The organism is Cryobacterium sp. TS_SC_7, assembly GCF_056156285.1.
The window spans coordinates 95076-118191 of sequence record NZ_CM149589.1; the positions used below are offsets into that span (position 1 = coordinate 95076).

General features: G+C 67.2%; 23 protein-coding genes. 13 read left to right on the forward strand and 10 right to left on the reverse strand.

Features of this window, described 5'->3' with window-relative positions; all coding sequences use genetic code 11:
* The first annotated feature begins 20 nt into the window (after positions 1–20).
* Positions 21–737, forward strand: coding sequence for a hypothetical protein (locus tag AC0J5J_RS00415; RefSeq protein ID WP_474898909.1), 717 nt, complete (start codon positions 21–23; stop codon positions 735–737).
* Here AC0J5J_RS00415 and AC0J5J_RS00420 read toward each other — a convergent pair.
* The 4 genes from AC0J5J_RS00420 to AC0J5J_RS00435 form a co-directional block, all read right to left on the reverse strand.
* Positions 726–1676 carry a Brp/Blh family beta-carotene 15,15'-dioxygenase gene (locus tag AC0J5J_RS00420; protein WP_474898910.1) on the reverse strand — a complete coding sequence of 317 codons (951 nt, stop codon included), beginning with the start codon at positions 1674–1676 and terminating at the stop codon, positions 726–728. The two genes, AC0J5J_RS00415 and AC0J5J_RS00420, sit on opposite strands and share 12 nt — an antisense overlap.
* Positions 1673–2872 carry an FAD-dependent oxidoreductase gene (locus tag AC0J5J_RS00425; protein WP_134422395.1) on the reverse strand — a complete coding sequence of 400 codons (1200 nt, stop codon included), beginning with the start codon at positions 2870–2872 and terminating at the stop codon, positions 1673–1675. The genes AC0J5J_RS00420 and AC0J5J_RS00425 overlap by 4 nt, the downstream gene beginning before the upstream one ends.
* Positions 2873–3004: 132 nt before the next feature.
* Positions 3005–3628, reverse strand: a complete 624-nt coding sequence (locus tag AC0J5J_RS00430) for a LysE family transporter (RefSeq protein ID WP_134422397.1) — start codon at positions 3626–3628, stop codon at positions 3005–3007.
* Positions 3629–3679: 51 nt separating this feature from the next.
* The gene (locus tag AC0J5J_RS00435; protein WP_474898912.1) at positions 3680–4573 is read right to left on the reverse strand and encodes a DUF808 domain-containing protein; all 894 of its coding nucleotides are present in this window, start codon (positions 4571–4573) and stop codon (positions 3680–3682) included.
* 197 nt (positions 4574–4770) lie between these two features.
* Between AC0J5J_RS00435 and AC0J5J_RS00440 the strand changes: the two genes are divergently transcribed.
* From AC0J5J_RS00440 to AC0J5J_RS00470, 7 genes are all read left to right on the forward strand, one after another.
* A complete protein-coding gene (locus AC0J5J_RS00440; RefSeq protein WP_474898914.1) occupies positions 4771–5337 on the forward strand; it encodes a PadR family transcriptional regulator in 567 nt (188 codons plus the stop codon).
* Between the two features lie 37 nt (positions 5338–5374).
* On the forward strand, positions 5375–7075 hold the full coding sequence (locus AC0J5J_RS00445) for an ABC1 kinase family protein (RefSeq protein ID WP_474898916.1): 1701 nt from the start codon (positions 5375–5377) through the stop codon (positions 7073–7075).
* Between the two features lie 40 nt (positions 7076–7115).
* A complete protein-coding gene (locus AC0J5J_RS00450) occupies positions 7116–7589 on the forward strand; it encodes a low affinity iron permease family protein (protein ID WP_166785423.1) in 474 nt (157 codons plus the stop codon).
* A 207-nt stretch (positions 7590–7796) separates the two neighbouring features.
* A complete protein-coding gene (locus tag AC0J5J_RS00455) occupies positions 7797–8438 on the forward strand; it encodes an ABC transporter permease (RefSeq protein WP_134422407.1) in 642 nt (213 codons plus the stop codon).
* A gap of 46 nt (positions 8439–8484) precedes the next feature.
* Complete coding sequence (locus AC0J5J_RS00460) at positions 8485–9795, forward strand: ATP-binding cassette domain-containing protein (RefSeq protein WP_474900176.1); 1311 nt, start codon at positions 8485–8487, stop codon at positions 9793–9795.
* Between the two features lie 80 nt (positions 9796–9875).
* Complete coding sequence (locus AC0J5J_RS00465; protein ID WP_474900177.1) at positions 9876–10625, forward strand: ABC transporter permease; 750 nt, start codon at positions 9876–9878, stop codon at positions 10623–10625.
* The gene (locus tag AC0J5J_RS00470; RefSeq protein ID WP_134422409.1) at positions 10626–11651 is read left to right on the forward strand and encodes a glycine betaine ABC transporter substrate-binding protein; all 1026 of its coding nucleotides are present in this window, start codon (positions 10626–10628) and stop codon (positions 11649–11651) included.
* A gap of 166 nt (positions 11652–11817) precedes the next feature.
* Here the strand turns inward: AC0J5J_RS00470 and AC0J5J_RS00475 are convergent, their stop codons facing one another.
* From AC0J5J_RS00475 to AC0J5J_RS00490, 4 genes are all read right to left on the reverse strand, one after another.
* Positions 11818–12678 (reverse strand): ABC transporter permease, encoded by an 861-nt coding sequence (locus AC0J5J_RS00475; protein ID WP_474898918.1) that lies wholly within the window; start codon positions 12676–12678, stop codon positions 11818–11820.
* Positions 12675–13619, reverse strand: a complete 945-nt coding sequence (locus AC0J5J_RS00480; RefSeq protein WP_474898920.1) for an ATP-binding cassette domain-containing protein — start codon at positions 13617–13619, stop codon at positions 12675–12677. Before AC0J5J_RS00480 ends, AC0J5J_RS00475 begins: the two co-directional genes overlap by 4 nt.
* A gap of 30 nt (positions 13620–13649) precedes the next feature.
* Positions 13650–14495, reverse strand: coding sequence for a DUF4097 family beta strand repeat-containing protein (locus AC0J5J_RS00485; RefSeq protein ID WP_134422415.1), 846 nt, complete (start codon positions 14493–14495; stop codon positions 13650–13652).
* Between the two features lie 101 nt (positions 14496–14596).
* Positions 14597–15085 carry a histidine kinase gene (locus AC0J5J_RS00490; protein ID WP_474898922.1) on the reverse strand — a complete coding sequence of 163 codons (489 nt, stop codon included), beginning with the start codon at positions 15083–15085 and terminating at the stop codon, positions 14597–14599.
* 108 nt (positions 15086–15193) lie between these two features.
* On the opposite strand from AC0J5J_RS00490, the gene AC0J5J_RS00495 reads away from it, so the two are divergent.
* From AC0J5J_RS00495 to AC0J5J_RS00505, 3 genes are read left to right on the forward strand one after another with little or no spacing between them, the layout of a single operon-like run.
* The gene (locus AC0J5J_RS00495) at positions 15194–15898 is read left to right on the forward strand and encodes a histidine phosphatase family protein (protein WP_474898923.1); all 705 of its coding nucleotides are present in this window, start codon (positions 15194–15196) and stop codon (positions 15896–15898) included.
* A 9-nt stretch (positions 15899–15907) separates the two neighbouring features.
* The gene (locus AC0J5J_RS00500) at positions 15908–16480 is read left to right on the forward strand and encodes a DUF3090 domain-containing protein (protein WP_474898925.1); all 573 of its coding nucleotides are present in this window, start codon (positions 15908–15910) and stop codon (positions 16478–16480) included.
* Positions 16481–16482: 2 nt separating this feature from the next.
* Complete coding sequence (locus tag AC0J5J_RS00505; protein ID WP_474898927.1) at positions 16483–17274, forward strand: SCO1664 family protein; 792 nt, start codon at positions 16483–16485, stop codon at positions 17272–17274.
* A 3-nt stretch (positions 17275–17277) separates the two neighbouring features.
* Here AC0J5J_RS00505 and nrdG read toward each other — a convergent pair whose 3' ends face one another.
* Together nrdG and nrdD are read right to left on the reverse strand one after the other, a co-directional pair.
* Entirely contained in the window at positions 17278–17880 is a 603-nt protein-coding gene (nrdG, locus tag AC0J5J_RS00510; RefSeq protein ID WP_474898929.1) for an anaerobic ribonucleoside-triphosphate reductase activating protein, read from the reverse strand.
* Positions 17873–20110 (reverse strand): anaerobic ribonucleoside-triphosphate reductase, encoded by a 2238-nt coding sequence (nrdD, locus tag AC0J5J_RS00515; protein ID WP_134422427.1) that lies wholly within the window; start codon positions 20108–20110, stop codon positions 17873–17875. The genes nrdG and nrdD overlap by 8 nt, the downstream gene beginning before the upstream one ends.
* Before the next feature lie 197 nt (positions 20111–20307).
* Here nrdD and AC0J5J_RS00520 point away from each other — a divergent pair, with 197 nt between their 5' ends.
* Both AC0J5J_RS00520 and AC0J5J_RS00525 read left to right on the forward strand, forming a co-directional pair.
* Positions 20308–21240: a pseudouridine synthase gene (locus AC0J5J_RS00520; protein WP_474898931.1), complete on the forward strand. Its 933-nt coding sequence runs from the start codon at positions 20308–20310 to the stop codon at positions 21238–21240.
* A gap of 261 nt (positions 21241–21501) precedes the next feature.
* Positions 21502–23040 carry an HNH endonuclease signature motif containing protein gene (locus AC0J5J_RS00525; RefSeq protein ID WP_474898933.1) on the forward strand — a complete coding sequence of 513 codons (1539 nt, stop codon included), beginning with the start codon at positions 21502–21504 and terminating at the stop codon, positions 23038–23040.
* Positions 23041–23116 lie beyond the last annotated feature (76 nt).

Here is a 23116-nt window from a genome sequence, read left to right on the forward strand (position 1 = left end):
CATCGTCGAGAGGCTCAAGCATGAGCGAGCAACCGAGCATCCGAGTCCGACGTCTGGGCAAAGGGCATCGGGCAGCGTTTGTCACGTTGTTCGCCGAGAACCCGCAGGCCGAGATCGACGACGCGCCGGAGACCTACTTCGACGACACCATCGAACTCCAGATGGAGTCCATGGCTCTCGCCCTGGTCGCCGAATCCGAAGACGGCCGGCTCCTCGGCGCCGTCGTCACCGAGCCCGACAGCTACGTCGACGAGAATCAGCTCAACGAAGACTCCACCGACGACGACATCGACGACGCCATCGTCAGCGACCACGGCACCGCCGTCATCGAACTGCTGATCACCGATGGATCCGCGGAGGTGTGCCGGGCGCTCCTCAACACTCTCGCGCCGGCCCTCACCACCCGCGGTTTCGCTCAGGTGCACGCCAGCATCGCACCGGACCTCGCCGAGGTGTTCCGCGGCCAGGGCTGGGTTGTTCTGCCCGAGAACACGGGCATCGCGTGGATGGGCATGGACCAGTCCGACGAGCAGGTCCGCGACTACGAAGCGATCCCGCACGGGTCGCTGTCCGCCTACCTGATCATCGACCCCAATGTGTACATGGCCTGGCCGTATGACGCGCCTCGCGACCCGGAAGACGACGAGACTCGCCAGGAGAACATCGCCAGCGGCATGGAGGAGTTCGCGGCCCGGGTCGAGGCGGACGCATCCTCAGAGGGCCCCTCAGGCAACTGAACGAGACGCCGAGCCTGCCGATCGTCGCTGTCGGATGTCGTAGGTCACCACCATCATGTGCGGCACGGTGAGTCCGGCCAGACCAATGAACACCAACTGCAAGATCTGGTCGCTCACAACGGCGCCGGACCCGAAGACCGCGAGGATGGCCCCCGCTGTCAGGAGGGGCACCACGGTGTAGACCGTGACCAGGACGGCTGTCTTTCTTCCGCCGCCCCGCTCCTCCTGGAAGCCTCCCAGCAGGTGCCGGAAACTGTGCAGTGCGCAGAAGTAGAGCAGGAAGAAGATAAGCGGTTCGGTGGCCAGGCCGAGGGCGGTGGCGAGAACGATTTCGATGCTCTGGCTCGGTCGGCGCCGCAGCGCGACCACGGCCGCGACCAGCAGACCGGCCACGGCGAGCGGCCCGAGCCATTCCTGCACGGCGGCGACCGATGCGCCTCCCTCGCCGGACAGCACCACGTAGATGGCGCTCACCTGGTCGGGATGCGACAGCGCCGGCAGCGTGAGCAGACCGAAACCGGCGAGAAAACGCAACCAGACCGGCCGATCGGCATTCCAGTCGGATCCGAAGTGCAGAGCCGACACCAGGAGGAACGCGACCAGGCTCAGCACCGGCGCGACCAGCCAGAGCAGCACCACGGCGACCACGACGAGAATGTAGATCGCGTTGAACCCGGCGAAGCCCAGCGGAGTGCGCCACAGTCCGGCCCGGCGCGCGATCAGCGGATCGAGGGCCCCGTGGGGCAGGCCCAGCACGCCGCCGAGGATGCCCAGCAGAATGATCTGAACTGTGGGCGATGGCATGGGAAGGCCCAGCGCGACGACGAAAAGAGTGATCAGGGCCAGGCTGGAGAACACCAGCGTTTCAACGGGCACGCGCCGCCACCGTGGCGTTACCCGGGCTTCTGCTTCGCGGGGAGGAGCGGTCTGATCGGTCATCGCTGCACGCTGGTTTCTGTTGTCGGCGTCGGCTTGGCGGCCGGCAGAGTCTGTGCCGGGCTGAACGTCGCGGGCGCGGCTACCTGGGCAAGAAAGGGGGTCCACGGCAGGCTCGAGATGATGCGCGCATAGTCCGCGGGCCGAGCGCCGTCACTGAGAAAACGCACCAGCGCGGCCGGTGCGACGCCGCGGGCCAGGGCGAGAAAATACTCCGCGGTGCGTTCCGGATGCGCCCGAACGGCCTGCAGGAAGATGCGATCGAAGGTGCGCCGCACCCGGGGCTCTTCCGGGTGCCCCACTGCCCCCTGGCCGGCAAGCAGGCTCTCCGTACAGAGCCGGGCCCAGCGCTGAATGCGCAGAAACCCGTAGCCGGAGGCGGCCCGCAGCGCCCCGCCGGCATTGCCGGCGTACACAACCCCGGGTATCGACTCCGCGGTCTGCTTGCCCAGCCCCATGGCCAGCACACCGCCCTCGGTGCGCACCCGGCGGGCGTCGGCCAGGCCGAGCCCGGTGAGCACCTCGTCGAGCTCGCCGACCAGGCGCTCCCGCTTGATCGGAGCCATGCCGAAGCGGGTCCATTCCACGATCGCGCGGTTCGGGCCGAGCGGCAGGGTGTAGACGAACCGCAGGCCCTCGGCATCCGCGGTGAGCGATCCCATCAGCGTGACCTCTCTCGGATCGAACGGGAACGGATGCTCCCTCTCCAGTTCGAAGCCCACGAAGCTCTGGTACAGCATCGACTCGGTGGCCCGTGGCCGGGTGTCGACCACCTGGCGCGCCAGCAGACTGCCCGCGCTCGTCTCGACCCGCACACCGCCGGCGACTGCGGTGACCGTCTCGGCACTCACTCCGAGGCGCAGATCGACGCGCGATGACAGGGCGATGTCGGCCTGCATGCTCGCGTAGAAATCACGGGCCCGAATGTACTGGTAGGTCAGGCCGGGCACCTGGTGCCGAAAGGTGCGGCCCGCCGGATCCGAAAAAGTCCAGGTTTTCCAGCTCTGCGAGACCAGATGCGACAGGTCGTTCTGCTCCGGTCGCCAGAAGCACCAACTGCGGTCGTCCTGGTAGACCGTGCGCGGTTCCAGCACCACGACGCGCAGACCGGAACGTTCTCGTGCCAGACGGGCGGCCAGCGTGAGCCCGGCCAGTCCACCGCCCAGAATCACCAGGTCAGCGTCCAGCGCAAACGTCATCTGTGCTCCTTGCGTTCGATCACATCCGGAGGGCTTACTGGGTATTTTCGAACATCCTAGCTGCCCCGGATGTGCATTTTCCGTGCGCTCACCCAGCGTCGAAAACCAGAGCCAACCAGTAGTTTGGAGCCCTCAGTGGATGACGGCGAGCAGCACGCCGACGGCCACGAAAAGCACGCCGAAGACGCGGTTCAGCATCTGCTGACCCCGAGCGTCGCGGGTGAACCGCTGGAATGAGCGCGCCGTCCCTGCGAAGAAGAACCACATCACCAGAATGTCGATCACGACGACGGTGGCGGCGACGATCAGGTACTGGAACGGTAGCGGTCGGTCGACCCGGATGAACTGGGGGAGAAAGGCCAGGAAGAACACAATCGCCTTGGGGTTCAGGATGTTCACCCACAGCCCGCGCCGGAACATCGACCAGCGGGGCTCATTGCTCAGCGCGCTGACGCTCTCGGCATCGAGTTGCGGTTTGGCGAGGAACTGACGGATGCCCAGGTAGACCAGGTAGGCGGCACCCGCGTAGCGAATCACGTTGAACGCGATCGGCGAACCGGCCACGAGCAGGCCGACGCCGAGCGCCACGATCACGATGTGGACCAGCAGCGCGGCCTGCTGGCCGAGGATGCCCCAGATGGAGCGGCGGAAGCCCGCGTTCAGAGCGTTGCTCATGGTGTTGATCGCCCCCGCCCCGGGCGTGAAACTGATCAGGGCGCCCGCGCCGACCAGGGCCACCCACAGGGAGAACTGCATCGGACCATCCTCGTTTCGTTCTGTTGACGCGCCCGGCAGCGGGCAACGGGGTCAGGCAGCTATGCGTTCGGGCTGCTGGCGCTTGCGAAGGCGCGACACCGCGGCCAGGATGACGACGATGATCAGGCCGAGGATGAGACCGAACACGAGCGACATCGCTGTGTCGGTGACCCAGACGATGACGGGTCCGGCGGATTCGACCGCATGCGTGACTGCGTGCACGACGTCGTAGGGGCTGCTCCAGATCGTGTCGTTGAGGTTGGCGATCACCAGGTGGCCGCCGACCCACAGCATGGCGACCGTGCCGACGATGCTGATCACGCGGAACACGGCCGGCATCGATCGCACGATGCGCGCACCGGTGCGTCGCACGCGTCGTACCGAGTGCTTCATCAGCGCGAGCCCGATGTCGTCGATCTTGACCAGCAGGGCCACGGTGCCGTAGACGAGCACCGTCATCCCGAGACCGATCACGACCAGGGCGCCGAGCGTCATCCAGATCCCGAAATCGGGATCGAGACCCGCCAGTGCGATCAGCATGATCTCCGTGCTCAGGATGAGGTCGGTACGAATGGCGCCGAAGACGAGTTTGCGCTCGTCCCGAGCTTCGGTCTCGTCAGCGTCGTGATGAACGCCGAACCACTCGGTGACCTTCTCCGCACCCTCGAAGCACAGATAGGTGCCGCCGATGATCAGCAGCCACGGCAGCACCCCCGGCGCAAAGGCCGAGAGGAGCAGTGCGAGCGGAATGATGATGACGAACTTGTTGAACACGCTGCCGAGTGCGATCCGCCACACGATGGGAAGCTCGCGCGCCGGTGACAGACCCTGAACGTATTGAGGGGTGACGGCCGCGTCGTCGATCACGACGCCCGCGGTCTTGGCGCTCGCTTTGAGAGCGGCGGTCAAGATGTCATCGACAACGGCGAGCAAGCCGACAGACATGTGGTTCTCCTCAGAGTCAGGGGTGTCGTCCTGGTGCGAGGCGACGACAACGGGGTCCACATTACCGCGTGGCCGAGTCGGTACAGGCGCTTCCCAGACGACGGAATCAAGATGGAATTTGTTTCGCCATCAGGTTGCGAGCGATATATCGTTAAGTATCGCCGAGTCGTGGTGGCTCGAGCACTGAGGAGGACATCATGAGCGGTTCATTTATGGGTGACGGGTTCGGGGCGCGCCGGAATGGCGCCGGTGACGGTTGGCCCAGCGGCATGTGGGAGGCGATGGAGCAGCTGCGCGGACAGTTCGACCGCAAGGTCGGCACCCGGATGGCACGAGGGGATGTGCGTGCGGCAGTGCTGGCACTGCTCGCCGAGATGCCCATGCACGGCTACCAGATCATCCACGAGATCGAGGAACGCAGCAACGGCACCTGGAAGCCGAGCCCCGGCTCGGTCTATCCCACGCTTCAGCTGCTCGCCGACGAGGGGCTCATCAACGCCGAGGAGTCCAACGGTCGCAAGACCTACTCGCTCACCGACGAGGGCCGAGGTGTGGCGGATGCCGCCGCCGGTCAGGCGGCCCCGTGGGAGGCTCAGAGCACGCGGGACAGCGGCCGGGCGACCGCGCTGCCCAAGGCCGGCATCGACCTCGCCCAGGCCGCAGCCCAGGTCGGGCGCTCCGGCAACCCGGAGCAGGTGAAGCAGGCTGTCGCCATCCTGGATGAGGCGCGTCGTAAGCTCTATTCCATCCTCGCCCAGGACTGACCGAGTGCCCGCAGCACGTCGGCATCAAGGAGAACAGATGACCGACGTCAGGAACATGCGCGCCCGCTCCCGCAGGATCCTCCGGTTCGCAGCTCGCTATCTGGTGCAGTCCTGGTGGTACGAAGTGTTCCTGCCGCGGGTCGGGCTCGCCCGGCTCGCGGCACGAACCAGGCCGGCGCGCCTGCAACACATCGCGAAGCGCTTCCACGTGCTCGCGGTCGACCTCGGCGGACTCATGATCAAGGTCGGCCAGTTCATGTCGTCGCGCCTCGACGTGCTGCCGCCGGAGATCACGAAGGAGCTCGAAGGTCTGCAGGATGAGGTTCCGCCGGTGCCCTTCCCGGCGATCCGCGCCCTCGCCGAGGCAGAGCTGGGGGTGACCCTCGAGCGTGCGTTCTCCTTCATCGATCCGAACCCGCTGGCGGCGGCCTCCCTGGGTCAGGTGCACCGCGCGCGGCTCTCGGCAACGGATGCGGCCGACACGGGCCTGCTCGACGTCGTCGTGAAGATTCAGCGGCCGGGGATCGGCGCCATCGTCGACGTCGACCTCAGCGCTCTGCGCCGGGTCGCCCGCTGGCTCAGCCACGTGCGCCTGGTCTCGGATCGCGTCGACATGCCCGCCCTGGTCGAGGAGTTCGCCTTCACGAGCCTCGAGGAGATCGACTACCTGCACGAGGCGGCCAGCGCCGAGCGGTTCGCTCAGGACTTCGCCGACGATGAGAGGGTCAGCGTTCCCGAACTGGTGTGGGAGCGAACCACCCGGCGCGTGCTGACCCTGCAAGACGTGACCGCCATCAAGATCAACGATGTCGACGGGCTGCGGGCTGCGGGAATCGACCCCTCCGAGGTGGCCGATGCTTTCGCATCCGTCATGTTCGACCAGCTCTTCGTGAACGGCTACTTCCATGCCGACCCGCACCCCGGCAACATCTTCGTCACGCCGCTCGGCGGCGACGGCGCGACCGGTGGTCGGGCCTGGAAGTTCACCTTCATCGACTTCGGCATGATGGGCGACGTGCCCGACGCCCTGCGGCAGGGACTCGTGAAGCTGCTCATCGCCGCCGCGGCCCGTGACGGCAAGGGGATGGTGGACGGCATCCGTGCCGTGGGCGTGCTCCTGCCCTCCGCTGACACCGCGGAACTCGAGCGGGCGATGACGAAACTGTTCGCCCGGTTCGGCGGGATGGGCTTCGCTGAGTTGCAGGATGTCGACCCGCGCGAGTTCCGCGCCTTCGCCCTCGAGTTCGGTGATGTGGTGCGCTCGCTGCCGTTTCAGCTGCCGGAGAACTTTCTCCTCATTGTGCGCGCCATGTCGCTGACCTCGGGCATGTGCAGTTCGCTGGACCCGGCCTTCAACATCTGGAATTCCGTCGAGCCGTATTCCGCCCAGCTGATCCGCACCGAGGGCGGAAACGTGGTGCAGGCGGTCGCCAAGCAGGCCCTGTCGGCGGCGGGCGTGATCGCGCGGCTGCCCCAGCGGCTCGACAACCTCACGACACGGTTCGAAGAGGGCGCCGTCTCGGTGCAGACACCGCGGCTCGAACGCCGCCTGGTCGTCCTCGAGCGAACCGGGCGGCAGATCATCTCGGCCATCCTCTTCGCCGCCCTGCTCATCGGCGGCATCCTGCTGCGCACCGACGATGCCGCGATCGGAACGGTGCTCGTGGTCGTGTCTGCGCTCCCGCTGTTGCACGCCCTCTTCGCGGGGATGCTCGCGCGGCGCGGCCCCCTGCCGTAGTCCCGTCCGGGCGGAACACCTCATTCGTTACTGTATTTATATGACTAGTCAGCATAAGAAGCAGGATCCGGAGGGGCCGTCGGCCTCGCGGTCACGACGGGCGACCGACGACGAAGACCACGCCACGGAGCGGCGGGAACACCTGTGGAGCAGCCGACTGCTTCATCGTGTGGGTGACGCCACCTCGCTGGCCACGGTGGGGCTCGGTGTGGGAGCCGTGACGGCGCTCTGGCTGGTGGGCGGCTTCTTCGTTGAATTTCCGACGTGGTGGAACAACGTCCTGTACACGGTGACGTCCTCGATCACGCTCGTCATGGTGTTCGTGCTCCAGCACACCCAGGCCCGGCAGCAGGCCGCGACGCAGCGCAAACTCGACGAGGTGGTGCGAGCACTTCCCACCGCGAACAACCGACTCATTGCCGTCGAGGAGGCCGCCTCCGATGGGGAACTGGACGATCTGGCGCACACGAACCTCGATCACCGCAAGGAGGCGGAAACCGAAACCCAACTATAAACCGGGTTTGATCACGTGTTTTTCTCCGGAGAGCCGGTCGGCCTGACAACTCGTGGCGGCCATTCGGGGGTGGCCGTGCGACACTAAGCTTCTACCCTCACCCAGGCTTTCAGCCTGCGTCCCCATCAAGTTCGACATCTGCGCCTCCAATTGCGCCCCTGCCGGTGGCGGTGACCCGGTGTGTTATCGACCCGAAGAGGTTTTGATGTGTGGGATTTTCTAGGTGCTCAGTATGAGCAAATCCTGTTCAGCAGCTGGCAACATTTCAGTCTCGTCGTACAGTGCCTTCTTCTGGCGACGGTCATCGCCGTTGTGCTGGCTGCCCTCGTCTACCGCAATTCCACGCTGACCGGGATCGCCAACTCGGTATCGGCCATCGGCCTGACCATCCCGTCGTTCGCCTTCATCGGACTCCTCATCGCGCCGCTCGGCTTCGGCGTCGTTCCGGCCGTCATCGTCGTGGCGTTCTTCGCCACGCTGCCCATCCTGCGGAACGCGGTCGTGGGCCTGTCGGGCATCGCCCCCTCCATCGTTGAATCCGCCCGCGGGATCGGCATGAGCCGGTTTCGCACGCTGCTTCAGGTGGAACTGCCGATGGCGTGGCCGATCATCCTCACCGGCATCCGGGTCTCCGCACAGATGGTGATGGGTATCGCAGCGGTCGCCGCGTACTCCCTCGGCCCGGGTCTGGGTGGGTTCATCTTCTCCGGCCTCTCGCGCCTCGGTGGCGCCAATTCCCTCGAGTCGGTGCTGACCGGCGTCATCGGCGTCGTCGTGCTCGCCCTCATTCTTGATCTCCTTCTCGTCGGCCTCGGCCGCCTGACCACACCTCGAGGTATCCGTGTCTGAACGCATCGCATCCACCCCCGCTGACTCAACCAGCACCGACGGTTCCATCAGCATCTCAACCGGAATCACCGGTGCGAGCATCCTGTTGGACCATGTCACGAAGCGATTCCCCGGCCAGGCGCGCCCTGCCGTCGACGGTCTCACCATGGAGATCCCGGCCGGCAAGATCGTCATGTTCGTCGGTCCCTCGGGCTGCGGCAAGACCACGACCCTCAAGATGATCAACCGGCTCATCGAACCGACCGAGGGCCGAATCGTCGTCGACGGTGACGACGTGACGGATATGAACAGCGACACCCTGCGCCGAGGCATCGGCTATGTCATCCAGGCTGGGGGACTCTTCCCGCACATGACCGTCGCCACCAACATCGGCATCGTGCCGAAGATGCTCGGCTGGGACAAAGCCCGCATCGCGGCCCGCGTCGACGAACTCCTCGAACTCGTCTCCCTCGACCCGGCGCTCTACCGCGACCGCTACCCCAAGGAGCTTTCCGGCGGCCAGCAGCAACGCGTCGGTGTGGCCCGCGCCCTCGCGGCCGACCCACCCATCCTGCTCATGGACGAGCCCTTCGGCGCCGTCGACCCGATCACCCGACTGCGCCTGCAGGACGAACTGCTCAACATCCAGGAAGAACTGCAGAAGACCATCGTCTGCGTCACCCATGACTTCGATGAGGCCGTCAAACTCGGCGACTGGATCGCCATCTTCAACGAGGGTGCCCAGCTCGAGCAGTACGACACCCCGGAGCGCATCCTCGGCGACCCGGCCAACGAGTTCGTCGAGAATTTCATCGGCTCCGGCGCCGGCCTCAAACAGCTCACCCTGACCCGGGTGACGGATGTCGCCCTCAGCGACGCCATCACCGGCAACCCCGGAGAACGGGCAGCGGATGTCCTCGCTCGCATCGTCGAGGCGGGCCACGGTCACGCGGTCATCATCGATGGGCGTGGCCGGCCCATCCAGTGGCTTTCGCGCCGCAAGCTGGGGCGCCTCGACGTCATCAGCGACGTTCCCGACCCGAAACTCCCGGTGGTGGGCAACCGGTCCACGCTCAATGACGCGCTCGACACGATGCTCGTCTCGAGCGCCGGGGCCGCACTCGTCACCGGCCGCCGCGACATGTTCAAGGGCGTCATCGACGTGAAGACCGTGATGGACGCCATCACGCGGTCACAGGCTGCGGCCGTGCTCGTGTCAGACCAGGCGCCGGTCGGCCTGAACACCGGCCTGTTCCAGGCGCAGACGTCTGCGGCCGAGGCTGAAACCAGTGACGCGGTTCCGAGCGAGACGGCCCCGAGCGCCACGGGCCCGGGCGAGTCCGAGGGCAGCGCCACCGACACGAGGACCGTTCAGTGAACACCCGCACGAAAGCGGAAGCCGGCATCGCCGGCGGCGACAGCGCCGTCGAACCGCCGGGCGACCCGGCAGCGCCCGCCATCCCGGTCACGCGTGCCCGGTTGGTCTGGCTGTCCTGGCGAGGACTGGTCTACCAGCTGGCCGGCATCCTGCTCGCGTTCCTCGCTCTGGTGATCTGGCTGCTGACGGCGAACCTCTCGCCGATCGAGCTCACCACCCTCGCCCCGTCCGCGCTCTGGATCTACACCCTGGAACACATCCAGCTCACACTGCTCGCCGCGGTGATCGTGTTGGTCATCGCGATTCCGCTCGGGATCGCCCTGACCCGCAGACCCCTGCGGTTTCTGACCGCTCCGGTGCTCGCGTTCGCCAACGTCGGCCAGGCCGCCCCCGCGATCGGCGTCGTCGTGCTGCTCGCGTTCTGGGTCGGCTTCGGCTTCTGGGCCGCGACACTGAGCCTCGTGCTCTACGCGGTGCTCCCTGTTCTGCGCAACACCATGGTCGGCCTGCAGCAGGTCGACGCCCGCCTCGTCGAGGCCGGGCGGGGCATGGGCATGAGCTCCGCCGCCGTGCTGTTTCGCGTGGAACTCCCGCTTGCCGTTCCGGTCATGCTCTCGGGCGTGCGCACGGCTCTCGTGCTACTGGTCGGAACCGCCGCCCTGGCGACATTCGTCAACGGTGGGGGACTGGGCATCCTGATCACCACGGGCGTGAATCTCAGCCTCACTCCCGTGCTCGTCACCGGAGCCCTGCTCGTTGCGCTCCTCGCCCTGCTCATCGACTGGATCGGCCGTGTTGTGGAACACGTTGCCCGCCCGAAGGGACTCTAGATGTTTCGCTCCTCGTCTCGCATCCGTCGCACGCCCCTGGGCCGCTGGGGTGTGGCCACCGGTGTTCTCGCCGTCTGCGCCCTCGCCCTGACCGGCTGCGGCCTGAAGCCGGCGACCTCGTACGTTCCCGCGGTGGGACCAGGGTCGATCACCCCCCTCGACGGGGCCGAGGGCGTCGGCCTCACGGTCACGTCCAAGAGCTTCACGGAGCAGCTGCTGCTCGGCAAGATCGCGGTGCTGGCCGGAACCGCGGCGGGATTCGACGTCACCGACCTCAGCAATCTGCCCGGCAGTCAACCGACGCGCGAGCTGCTGCTCTCCGGACAGGCCGATGTGCTCTGGGAATACACGGGAACGGCGTGGCTGACCTACCTCGGTCAGGAGGAGGCGATCGCCGACCAGGCCGAGATGTGGCAGGCCGTGTATGACATCGACATCAAGAACGGTGTCACCTGGGGCACGCCGGCACCGATGAACAACACGTTCGCCCTCGCGGTGCGCAGTGAGGCGATTCCGGAGCTCGGCGGCATCACGACCATGTCCGAACTCGCCGCGCTGCCGGTCGAGGATCGAACCTTCTGCGTCGAGGCCGAATTCAACTCCCGGCCGGACGGCATGAACCCCATGCTGGCCCACTACGACCTGGAGCGTGGCGCCGCCGCCGGCGTGCCCGACAGCAACATCGGCATCTACGACACCGGCGCGATCTACAGCGCGACCAACGACGGCGCGTGCAACTTCGGCGAGGTCTTCACCACCGACGGCCGCCTCGACGCGCTCGACCTCACGGTTCTGATCGACGACCGCGCGTTCTTCCCGGCCTACAACGTCGCTCCCGTCTTCTACAGTGAGACGCTCAAGGCCACCCCCGGTCTGGAGGAGATCTTCGCAGAGATCTCGCCCCGGCTCACCGATGAGGTTCTGCGCGGGATGAACCGGCAGGTGGACGTCGACGGTGCCGACCCGGCCGATGTGGCCTACGCCTGGATGATCGACGAGGGGTTCATCACCGACCCGGACGACTAGGAGTACCCGGCGCCGGGGCCGGGGCGGGCGCCGGCGCCGGCGCGACGGCATCCGTCGTCACGCAAAAGAGGAGATTTTCGCGAAACGCCGGTCGTGGTGGCCGGGCGAGCGGCGTGTTGCGAAAATCTCCTCAGTTAGCGCGACTTGATGTCGACGGATGCCCGGCTCAGCGCACGGACTTGCGCTCGTAGAGCGCCGTCGACCAGACGAAGCCGGCGGCCGCGATCACGACGCACCATCCGATGGCCAGCACCGGGTTCCAGCCGAGCGGAGTGCCGAGCAGGAGCCCGCGCAGGGTCTCGATGAACGGGGTGAACGGCTGGTACTGCGCAAACCACTGCAACCCGGCCGGCATCGACGCGGTGGGCACGAAGCCACTGCCGAGCAGAGGAAGGATGGTCAGCAGGAGCGGCAGGTTGCTGGCGGTCTCGACCGACTTCGATTGCATCCCCATGCCGACCGCGAGCCAGCTGATCGCATAGGAGATGAACGCGATCAGTCCGGCGGCGGCGAGCCAGTCCACCGGTCCGGATGTCGGGCGGAAGCCGATCAGCAGCCCCACGGCGAGCACGAGGGTGACGGCGATGATCGCCTGGATGGTGTTGCCGAGCACGTGCCCGGCGAGCACCGCCGTGCGCGAGATCGCCATCGTGCGGAACCTGGCCGTGATGCCCTCGGTCATATCCATCGCGACCGTCGTGGCGGTGCCGCCGGCTGTGCCCGCGATGGTGATCAGCAGGATGCCCGGCATCACGTAGGCAAGGTACGCCGCCCGTCCGCCGGCCGGGTCCACACCGGGCAGGCCGGCCCCGAGAGTGCCGCCGAAGACGAACACCAGCAGCAGCAGAATCACCACGGGCCCGCCGATGGTGAACATGGACAGGCCCGGGTAGCGCACCATGTGCAGCAGGTTGCGGTGCAGCATGGTGATCGAATCGGCGATGACGTGCGAGCGCCGGTGGGCAGGCGAGCCGCCCGGGGCATCCGGTGCCCCCGGGGACGGGCGCCGGGTGGTGATGGTGGTCATGTCTCCGTTCCTTTCGTCTCGACCCGGCCCGTGAGCGCGAAGAACACGTCATCGAGATCCGGGGTGTGGATGCTGAGGTCGTCGACCTCGAGATGGGCCGCGTCCAGGCGGGCCAGCACGGTGCGCAACGCGCCCACCCCGCCGTCGGCCGGCACGGTGAGCGTGAGCCCGGGGTCGTCCCGGTCGGACTCAGGGAGCAGGCGGGCGGCGGCGTCGAGCGCCGCGGCATCCGTGAACCGGAGCCGGAGGTGACCGCCAGGCACAAGGCGTTTGAGTTCGTCCGGCGTGCCCTCGGCGACGATGCGGCCGCCGTCGAGCACCGCGATGCGGTGCGCGAGTTCATCGGCCTCCTCGAGGTGCTGGGTGGTGAGCAGCACCGTCGTGCCGTCCGCGACCAGGCCCCGCACGATGTCCCACATGGTGCGGCGGCTGCGCGGGTCCAGACCCGACGTGGGCTCGTCGAGGAAGAGCACGCGCGGTGCCCGCACCAGGGTCATCGCGAGGTCGAGGCGGCGGCGCATCCCGCCGGAGTAGGTGGCCAGCGGCTTGCGGGCGGCCTCGACCAGGTCGAACTGCTCGAGCAACTCGGCCACGCGGGTCTTCGACCGCTGCGACCCGAGGTGGCGCAGCCGGGCCATCAGCAGGAGGTTCTCTTCGCCCGTGAGCAGGCTGTCGACCGCGGAGAACTGGCCGGTGAGGCCGATTGCGGCGCGCACGCCGTCGTGGTCGCGCCAGACGTCGCATCCGTTCACGAATGCGGTGCCGGCATCCGGTTTCAGGAGCGTGGAAAGGATGTGCACGGTGGTCGTCTTGCCGGCGCCGTTCGGGCCGAGCAGAGCGGTCATGGTGCCCGCCCTCACGGTGAGGTCGACGTTGTCGAGCACGACCTTGTCGCCGTAGGACTTGCGGAGCCCGTGGACGTCGATCGCTGGACTGGTCATGGGTCGTTCCCTTCGCTCAGGCGCCCTCGGTCATCGCGAGCGCTGGATGCTGATGTTGCCGAACTGGGTGCGTGCACGCACGGCGACGGTCTGCTCGGATTCGGCGGGAGCGGTGTCGCCGTCGAGTTCGTTGCGCACATGCCCGTTTTTCGAGGACAGGTCGAGCCAGGCAGGCACCCCGGGGCGCACGCCGATGGTGACCTGGCCGAAGCCGCTCTCCACCTGGATGGAACCGCTGGAAACCTCGTGCAGCTGGATGCTGCCGTAGGCGGTGGCGGCCGAGACGGAGGAAAAGGCCCTCACGATCTCGAGGTCGCCGTAGGAGAGCTTCGCGTCGAGCTCACCGCCGGCGTCGCCGACCGTGATCGAGCCGTGCGACGCCTTGAGGAGCGCGTCGCCGGTGACCGTTCCGATGCGGATCTGCCCGTGATCTGCCGTGATCTCGACCCCGCCCTCCGCGGTGCCCAGGGTGGCGTTGCCGTGGCCGGCCCGCAGCCACAGGTCGCCGGTGGCGCCGACCTCCACCGGGCCCGTGGAGCTCTTGATCCGGGTGGCGCCGAGGCGTCCGATGGAGCGGAGGCCGCCGACGGCGATCTCCGCAGTGAGCCGAGAGCCGGTCGGCAGCTCGACCTGGATATCGACCGATTCGGTGGGGCCGATGAAGCTGATCCGCGGTCGCGGACCCGTGATCGTGAGCCGCTCGCCGTCGAAGGCGACCTGGGTCTCCTCCGCGCCCCGGCGGTCGACAGCCTTGGCGGGGTTGGTGGGGGACACGGTCACAACCGTGTCGGCGCGGTCGCCGGCGACGACCACGATTTCGCCGACCTGCAGGTTGATGGCCAGGTCGATGGGGGTAGGGGTGTTGTAGGTAGGCATGCTGGCGCGTCCCTTTCTGCGTTCGTGCGTGAAAGTGTGGAGGTACGGTGGGCGGACCCCGCGGCTGGGCGGGGCTGGTGCGTCTGATGGAGCCGAGCGGTTTAGCGCGCCCAGCCCGCGAAGTTGTCGCCGGTGCGCAGGGTGCGCTGCGCAGAGCGTCGTTGTTTGGGCTGGAGTGCGGCGGCGACCGCACGCACCAGCCAGGTGTTGACGGACAGGCCGTCAGCCGCCGCCGCCTCGTCCACTCGCGCCTTGAGGGCGTCCGGCAGGCGCAGCGTCGTGCGCGAGGTGCTGGCGTCGTCCAGGTCGACGGATGCCGCGGGCCGCTCCTCGCTGTCCGGTTCGGTGTTCGGGAGTGCCACCACGAACTCGATCTCACGCCCGCGCAGGCGCAGGTCGACCGATCCGGGGGCAAGGTCACGGGTGATCTCGCCGGCCGCGGCCGACAGCACGTCGAGGAGCACGAGCCGTGCGGCGGCATCCAGCCCGGCGGCGATGCGCTCGGCGGCGACGCGAGTGTCCTCGGCGCCGTTCGCCGCGGCATCCGTCAGGTGTCGCTGCAGGTCGCTCACGTACTGTCCGAGTTCCATGTCACCATAGTGACACCACGGTGGTGTCACGTCAAGCGATTATGGTGTCACTCGGGTCGAATTGTTCCGACGGCGGACAGCGCCCACCTGCCTGTCTAGGCTGGACCCATGGCCACAGTCATCCTCGTGCGGCACGGCCGCACCACCGCGAACGCCACCGGCCTGCTGGCCGGACGCACCCCCGGGGTGCGCCTCGACCAGATCGGCCAGGACCAGGCGGCCCTGATGGGCAAGCGTCTGGCCGTGGTGCCGCTGGTCGGCGTGGTCACAAGCCCCCTGGAGCGCTGCCGGCAGACCTCACGGTTCATCCTCGACCACCAGTCCGGCTCGCTCGTGACGCCGGTGGAGGAGGGCATCACCGAGTGCGACTACGGCGACTGGCAGGGCAAGGCCCTCGGCGACCTCGCGAAGGAACAGCTCTGGTCGACGGTGCAGGCCCAGCCGTCGGCCGTCACGTTCCCGGGCGGTGAGTCGATGGCGACCATGCAGGCCCGGTCGGTCGCCGCCATCCGTCGTCATGACGCGGTGTTCGAGGCCGAGCACGGCCCCGGAGCGGTATGGGTGGCGGTCAGCCACGGTGACATCATCAAGTCCGTTCTGGCCGACGCGCTCGGCATGCACCTCGACCTCTTCCAGCGCCTGGAGGTGGGCCCGGCATCCGTCTCGATCGTGCGCTACGGCACCAGCCGGCCGAGCGTGCACGCCATCAACACGGATGCCGGCGACCTCTCCTGGCTCGGCGCCGCCGCCCCACCGACCGACGCGCCCCTCGGCGGCGGTGCCGGTCAGGCGCCGCACACCACCGTCGCCTAAAATACCGACATGCCCACAATCGTCCATGAGTTCGCCTGGCCGGATCGGATCGTCGTCGGCACCATCGGTCTGCCGGGTTCACGCACGTTCTACCTGCAGGTGCGCACCGGAGCTCAGATCGTGAGCATCGCCCTGGAGAAACAGCAATCCGCCCTGCTCGCCGAGAAGATCGACGAGATGCTCGACCAGCTGATGAGCCACGAGGGCAACCCGTTCAGCATCCCGACCAGCACTCCCATCGAGCTCGTCGACAACGACCCGCTGGATCAGCCGGTAGCCGAGGAATTCCGCACCGGCGGAATGAGCCTGGGCTGGGACCCGTCGACCGTGCAGGTCGTCATCGAGGCCTATCCGCTCGTGGAAGTCGACCCGGGCGCCGAGGATGTGCCGGACGAGGACCTGCTCGATGCGATCATGGTGGAGCCGGAGGAGATGCTCCTGGTGCGGATGCCTGTCGGCACCGCCCGGGCCTTCGCGAAGCGCACCCGCGAGGTGGTGGGTGCCGGCCGCCCGCTCTGCCCGTTCTGCGGCGAGCCCATCGATGTCGAGGGACACGTCTGCACCCTTCCCGGCAGCCTCTGATGATGGCCGATGCGCCCCTCGGCGACGGGGAGCGCAGCAGCGACCTCGACGGCGAGCTCGAACTGACGGGCCGCATCACCACGGCCTCGAACGCGACCTTCCTGGGCAGCATCGGCGACGTCACGGTGGTCTACAAGCCGGTCGCCGGCGAGAATCCGCTCTGGGATTTCCCCGACGGTGACCTTGCCGGCCGGGAGGCGGCGGCCTACCTGGTCTCCCAGGCCTTCGGCTGGAACGTCGTGCCGCTCACCTGGCTGCGGGACGGCCCGATGGGGCCGGGGATGGTGCAGCTCTGGCAGGACTCCGATCCCGATCAGGCGGCCGTCGACCTGGTCCCCTGGGAGGCCGCGCCGTCACCGGGCTGGTGCCGGGTCTTCGACGGGCGGGACGAGCACAATCGTGCCGTCACCCTCATCCATGAGGACTCGGCCGCGCTGCGCCGGATGGCCGTGTTCGACATCGTGGTGAACAACGCCGATCGCAAGGGCGACCACATCCTCGCGATGCCGGACGGCCACCGGCACGGCGTCGACCACGGACTCACCTTCCACGCCGAGCACAAGCTGCGCACCGTGCTCTGGGGCTGGCTGGGGGAGGAGCTCACAGCGGAGGAGCTCGACGGGATCGACCGGGTCAGCGCGCAGCTGGCCGGTGAGCTCGGCGCCGCGCTGGCCGGGTTGCTCACCGAGGTCGAGATCGCCGCGCTGGCCGCACGCTGCGACCGGCTCCGCGCCGACGGCTGCTTCCCGGCCCCGCGCGGCGACATGCCCGCCGTTCCCTGGCCGCTGTTCTGAAGGCTAAATCAGGGCCCGCTTCTCGATCTGCTCATAGCGGCTGGTCGCATCCTTCAGACTGCCCCACAGCGTCACCTGTCCGGAGCGCAACGACGCCTTCACGTCGATGATCCGCTGGTTGCTGCTGCCCCGGAACTGCAGGCCCGGATCGCGCCTGGCCTGCTCGAACCGGCCGTCGACCAGGATGTCGATGGAGCCGAGCAGGGCGAGCTTGTCCTCACTCTCCAACAGCAGCTCCTCGAACGTGTAGCCGGTCCAGCACCACACGTCCTTCGACGTGCCGAGTTCCCGGTGCACCCGGTCGAGCAGCGCCAGGCACACCCCGGTGTTGAGGAACGGCTCCCCGCCCAGAAGCGTGAGGCCCTGCACATATTCCTGGCCGAGGTCGGCCAGGATCTGGTCCTCGAGCTCCTCGGTGTACGGCTGCCCGTAACGAAAACTCCAGGTGGCCTCGTTGAAGCAGCCCTCACAGGCGAACAGGCACCCGGACAGGTACAGGCTGCACCGCACCCCCTCGCCGTCGACGAAGACGAAGGGCTTGTAATCGCCGACGTGCCGCTGACTCAGCTTCTCCGAGAGCCACTCGCCGGGCTGGGGGTTACGCATCCTCGGCGACGGATGCGGAGGCATCCGCCCCACGGATGCCGGTCGCCCCGGCCATGTGCTTGACCCGGGAGGTGATCTCCGTGTGCCGGCCGTGCACCATGGGGCGGGCCTGCGGGTTGCCGAGGTACCCGCAGGTGCGCTTGACGACGTCGCAGGTCATCGGGTCGGAGTTGTGGCATTCGGGGCATTCGAACCCGCGCTCGGTGGCGTCGAAGTCGCCCGAGAAGCCGCAGGCGTAGCACCGGTCGATCGGAGTGTTGGTGCCGAGGTAACCGACGCGGTCGTAGGAGTAATCCCAGACGGCCTCGAGGGCCTTGGGGTTCTGCTGCAGGATCGGGTACTCGCAGTAGTGGATGAATCCACCCGAGGAGAACGTCGGGTAGACCTTCTCGAAGTCCAGCTTCTCAAACGGCGTCGGGTTCTTGCGCACGTCGTAGTGGAAGCTGTTGGTGTAGTAGTCCTTGTCGGTGATGTTCGGCACGGAGCCGAACTTCTCGGTGTCGAGGCGGCAGAACCGGTCGGTCAGGCTCTCGCTCGGCGTCGAGTACACGCTGAACTGGTAGCCGTACTCGTTGCTCCACGCCGTGGTGCGCTCGTGCAGGGTGCGCAGGATGTCGATGGTGAAGTCCCGCGCCTCGGTGTTCGATTCCCAGTCGCCGCCGTAGAACGCTGCAGCCACCTCGTACAGGCCGATGTACCCCAGGGACACGGTGGCGCGCTTGTTCTTGAAGAGGGTGTCGACGGGCTGGCCGGCATGGAGATGCTGGCCGAAGGCACCGTAGACGTAGAGGATCGGGGCGTTCTGCGGGGTTGCCTCCTTGCACCGCTCGATTCGGAAGAGCAGGGCGTCGCGCGCCGTGCTCACCCGTTCGGCGAGAATGCTCCAGAACCTGTCCTTGTCGCCGGCGGCCTCCAGGGCGATCCGGGGCAGGTTGAGCGTCACGACGCCGAGGTTCATCCGGCCCTCGGAGACGTCGTTGCCGTTCTCGTCGGTCCAGCCCTGCAGGAAGGAGCGGCAGCCCATCGGCACCTTGAAGCTGCCGGTGAGTTCGACGATCTTGTCGTAGTTGAGGATGTCCGGGTACATCCGCTTGGTGGAGCATTCCAGCGCCAGCTGCTTGATGTCGTAGTTCGGGTCGGTCGAGTCGAGGTTCAGGCCCCGCTTGACGGTGAAGATCAGCTTCGGGAAGATCGCGGTGCGCTTCTCGCTGCCCAGCCCCTCGATCCGGATCTGCAGAATCGCCTTCTGGATCTCGCGCTCGAACCAGCTGGTGCCGAGTCCGAAGCCGAGCGAGGTGAAGGGAGTCTGACCGTTCGAGGTGAACAGGGTGTTGATCTCGTATTCGAGGCTCTGCATCGCATCGTAGATGTCCTTGAGGGTCTTCTCCTCGGCGTAGGACTGGTGCAGCGTCTCGTCCGCGATCCACTTGCGGGCGTCGGCCAGGTGCTTCTCGAGGTTTCTCTCGGCGTAGGGGGCGAGGACCTCGTCGATCCGGTTGCCCGAGCATCCGCCGTACTGGGTTGAGGACACGTTCGCGATGATCTGGGAGATCTGCGCCGTCGCCGTCTGGACCGACCGGGGCGGGTCGACGTCGGCGTTGCCGATGCGGAAACCCTGGCTCAGCATCGTCTTGAAGTCGATGAGGCAGCAGTTGGTCATCGGCGCATAAGGGTGGTAGTCGAGGTCGTGGTAGTGCAGGTCGCCCTTCTGGTGGGCGTTGGCCACGTGCGGGGGCAGCATTTTCAGGCCGATGGCCTTGCCGACGGCTCCGGCGGTCAGGTCGCGCTGGGTGTTGAAGACATCGCTGTCCTTGTTGGCGTTCTCGTTGACGACCGACTGGTCTTTGCTGATTAATTTGACGATCGAATGGTTAATGTCCGTGGCTTTGCTGCGTGCGAAGTCCCGCTGGATGCGGTAATTGATGTAGGCCTCGGCGGCGTCGTATTCCTTGCTGTCCAGCAGGGCGTGTTCCACGATGTTCTGCACCTCGTAGATCTTTATATCGACCGTGAAGCGGGAGGCTATCTCACGATTGACACGAGCGACCAGATCGCGGATGGTGCGGTGCGTGAGCGGGGTCAGTTCGCCGTCGACCTCCGTGAAGCTCTTGGCCAGTGCCGCGTAGATGCGGGCGTCATCGAAGGCGAGCCGGCGGCCATCCCGTTTGGCCACCATGAGCGTACTCAGAGTGTTCCCCGTCGTGAGGGTTCCTGCGCCGGGATCATCCATTTTCAACACTCTGTGCCATCTCCTTGGGTCAGCACCCACGACATTCGGGCGGGGGGTTGAGCCGGGCGAAGGAACCATATCTAGTGGTTGGGGTGTGATCTACATACTACCTGTGGTGGTTGGCGGTCATTCGCTGCGGCTCGCCGTCAACACGTCCCCGTTGGCGGGCCGGCTGCGGGGCGACGTACGATCAGTGCATGCCACCGCCGTCCCCGTTGCCCCGGCGCCACGGGCTCGAAGCCGCCTGGGTGTGCACGCCGGAGCGGGATCGCGAGCGGCCGCATCCGTGGCCGACCATGGGAGCCTGGCTGCTCGAGCGTCTTGCCGGGTTCGTGGACGTCGCCGGGTTTCTGGCCGACGAGCGCTTCGTCTATCAGTCGGGTACGCCGGTCGTCGGCGACGACCCCTACGGCCCGTACACCTTCATCTGGTTTCACCGCGATCTCGCCGAGGAGACAGTGGTGCCCGGGATCATCCACGTGGTGCATCAGGATGCCCGCCTCGTCGTGATCGACAAACCCGCCTTTCTCTCCAGCATCCCGCGCGGCCGGCATGTTGTGCAGAGCGTGGTGGTGCGCCTGCGCGCCGAGTTGGGACTGCCCGAGCTTTCACCGTTGCACCGCCTGGACCGGGTGACGTCGGGACTGCTGGTCCTGGCGACGGAGCGACGCTGGCGCGGGGAGTATCAATCGATGTTCCAACGCGGTGAGATCGACAAGACCTATCGTGCGCTGGCTCCGCTGCGGCCGGATCTGGAGTTCCCGGTCACTGTGCAGAACCACCTCGTCACCCGGCGGGGTCAGTGGCAGGCCGAGGTGACCGACGAGCCGGCCAATGCCGAGTCGCTGATCGAGCTGGAGACCGTTCTGCAGGGCACGGCCGTCTATCGGCTGACGCCGCGCACCGGACGCACCCACCAGCTGCGGATGCACATGCTGGGCCTCGGCATCCCCATCGTCGACGACCCGCTTTACCCCGTCGTTCTGCCCGTCGCGATCGACGATTTCACCCGGCCGCTGCAACTCCTGGCCAGTGCGGTGGCCTTCACCGATCCCGTCGACGGGGGAGCGCGCCGGTTCGAGAGCGTGCGCACGCTGCCGCTGCAGGCCGAGGTGCGCGCCGGTGGTTGAGCCTGTCGAAACCCGGTGGTTGAGCCTGTCGAAACCCGGTGGTTGAGCTTGCCGAAACCCGGTGGTTGAGCCTGTCGAAACCCGGTGGTTGAGCCTGTCGAAACCCGGTGGTTGAGCCTGTCGAAACCCGCCCGAACGCCTGGTGCTCGCGAGAACGGATGTCCGCGCGCGCCGCGCGCACGTCGACGCTCAGAACAAATTCCTTTCGATGTCTATTCGAAAAGTATTGACTCTAGTCTCGAACAAGTTTACTATTGAGGCATGGCAGGAGCCCCCACTCCGCACCACCCGACCACCTCGACCCAGGTGGCAGCCTCCGCTGTGCAGCTGCAGCCATCTGTCGTGGAACAGCTCCAGCAGGCGCGTGACCTGGCCGCGACTGTGCTCGACTCGGTCTCCTTCTCCTTGCTGAATGAGGCTGATGCGATGGCGGTGCTCGGCACGGTCGAAGATCTGGGGCGTCGGGTTGATGCTGCGAGGGTCGCCTCCGCCGCCGACATTTCGGTGCGGTCCCGCCGCGTCCTCGGCCACGACTCGTTGGCCTACAAGAACGGGGCCTCCAGCGGTACTGACCTGATCACGCGTCTGACGCGCATCTCCGCCCGGGAGGCGACCCGGCGGGTGCGGCTGGGCGACAACGTCACCCCGCGCCTGGCCGGCACCAGCGTGTTGCCGCCGTATTACCCGGCCGTGGCGGATGCCCTCACCGCCGGTGATCTCGGTGTCGACGCGGCCGAGAACATCGTCACGGCCCTCGACAAGATCGCCGCCCGGGTCGCACCCGACGACCTCGGCACCGCCGAGCGGGCTTTGGTCGGAGCGGCGACCGGGGCCGTCACCGAGGAAACCGTCGGGCTTCCCGGCGAAGGCTTCGCGTTCCCCGCCGATCTGGTGCGCGGCATCGCCACGCAGTGGCAGGCCCGCCTCGACCCTGACGGTACCGCCCCGAACGAGCCCGTCGCCGAGGCCCGCAGCACCGTCGGGTTCGGGCTGTTCCGTGACGGCCTCTACCCTTTGCGGGGCGGGGTCACCCCCGAGCTTCGCGGCATCATGAACGGCATCTTCGACACGTATCTCTCCGCCCATGCCGCGCCTGCGTTCCCCACGGCCGAGGAACAGGCGCGGATGAATGCCGGGGAACTCATCCCGGGTGCGGAGGCCGCGGCCCTGAGCGACGATCGTAACGGCGGCCAGAAGCGCGCCGACATCCTCCGCGGAGTGTTCGAGGCCGCCACCCGCGACGCGGGAACCCCGACCATGGGCGGTGCGGCCCCCACGGTCATGATCCACGTGAACCAGGCCGACCTGACCGCGGGCCGCGGTGTGGGCTGGATCGACGGCGTCGACGCTCCCGTCTCGCTGAAAACCGTGAAGCAGGCCCTCTGCGCGGGCGGGTTCCAGGAGGTCCTGTTCGGCGAGAACAACGAGGTCCTCACCCTGAGCACCGAGAAGCGTTTCTTCAACCGGGCCCAGCGCCGCGCGATCGCCGCCCGCGATGGGGGCTGCGCCATCACGGGCTGCACCGTGCCCGCAGCCTGGTGCGAGGTGCACCACGTCATCCCCTGGTATCGCGGCGGGGAAACCGACATCGGCAACGGGGTGTTGCTCTGCTGGTACCACCACCACAGCATCGACACGTCGGGCTGGGAAATCCGCATGATCCGCGGCAAACCCGAAGTCAGAGCACCGTACTGCTACGACCCGACCCGAACCTGGCGGCCCGGGGGAGCACATCGGGCGGGGTCTGGTCCCGGGTCTCGACAGGCTCGGTCTCGACAGGCTCGACCAGCGTCGACGTGAGTTCTTGGGGTCGGGTCGCCTTGGTCTCGACAGGCTCGACCAGCGTCAGCGTGAGTCCTTGGGGTCGGGTCGCCTG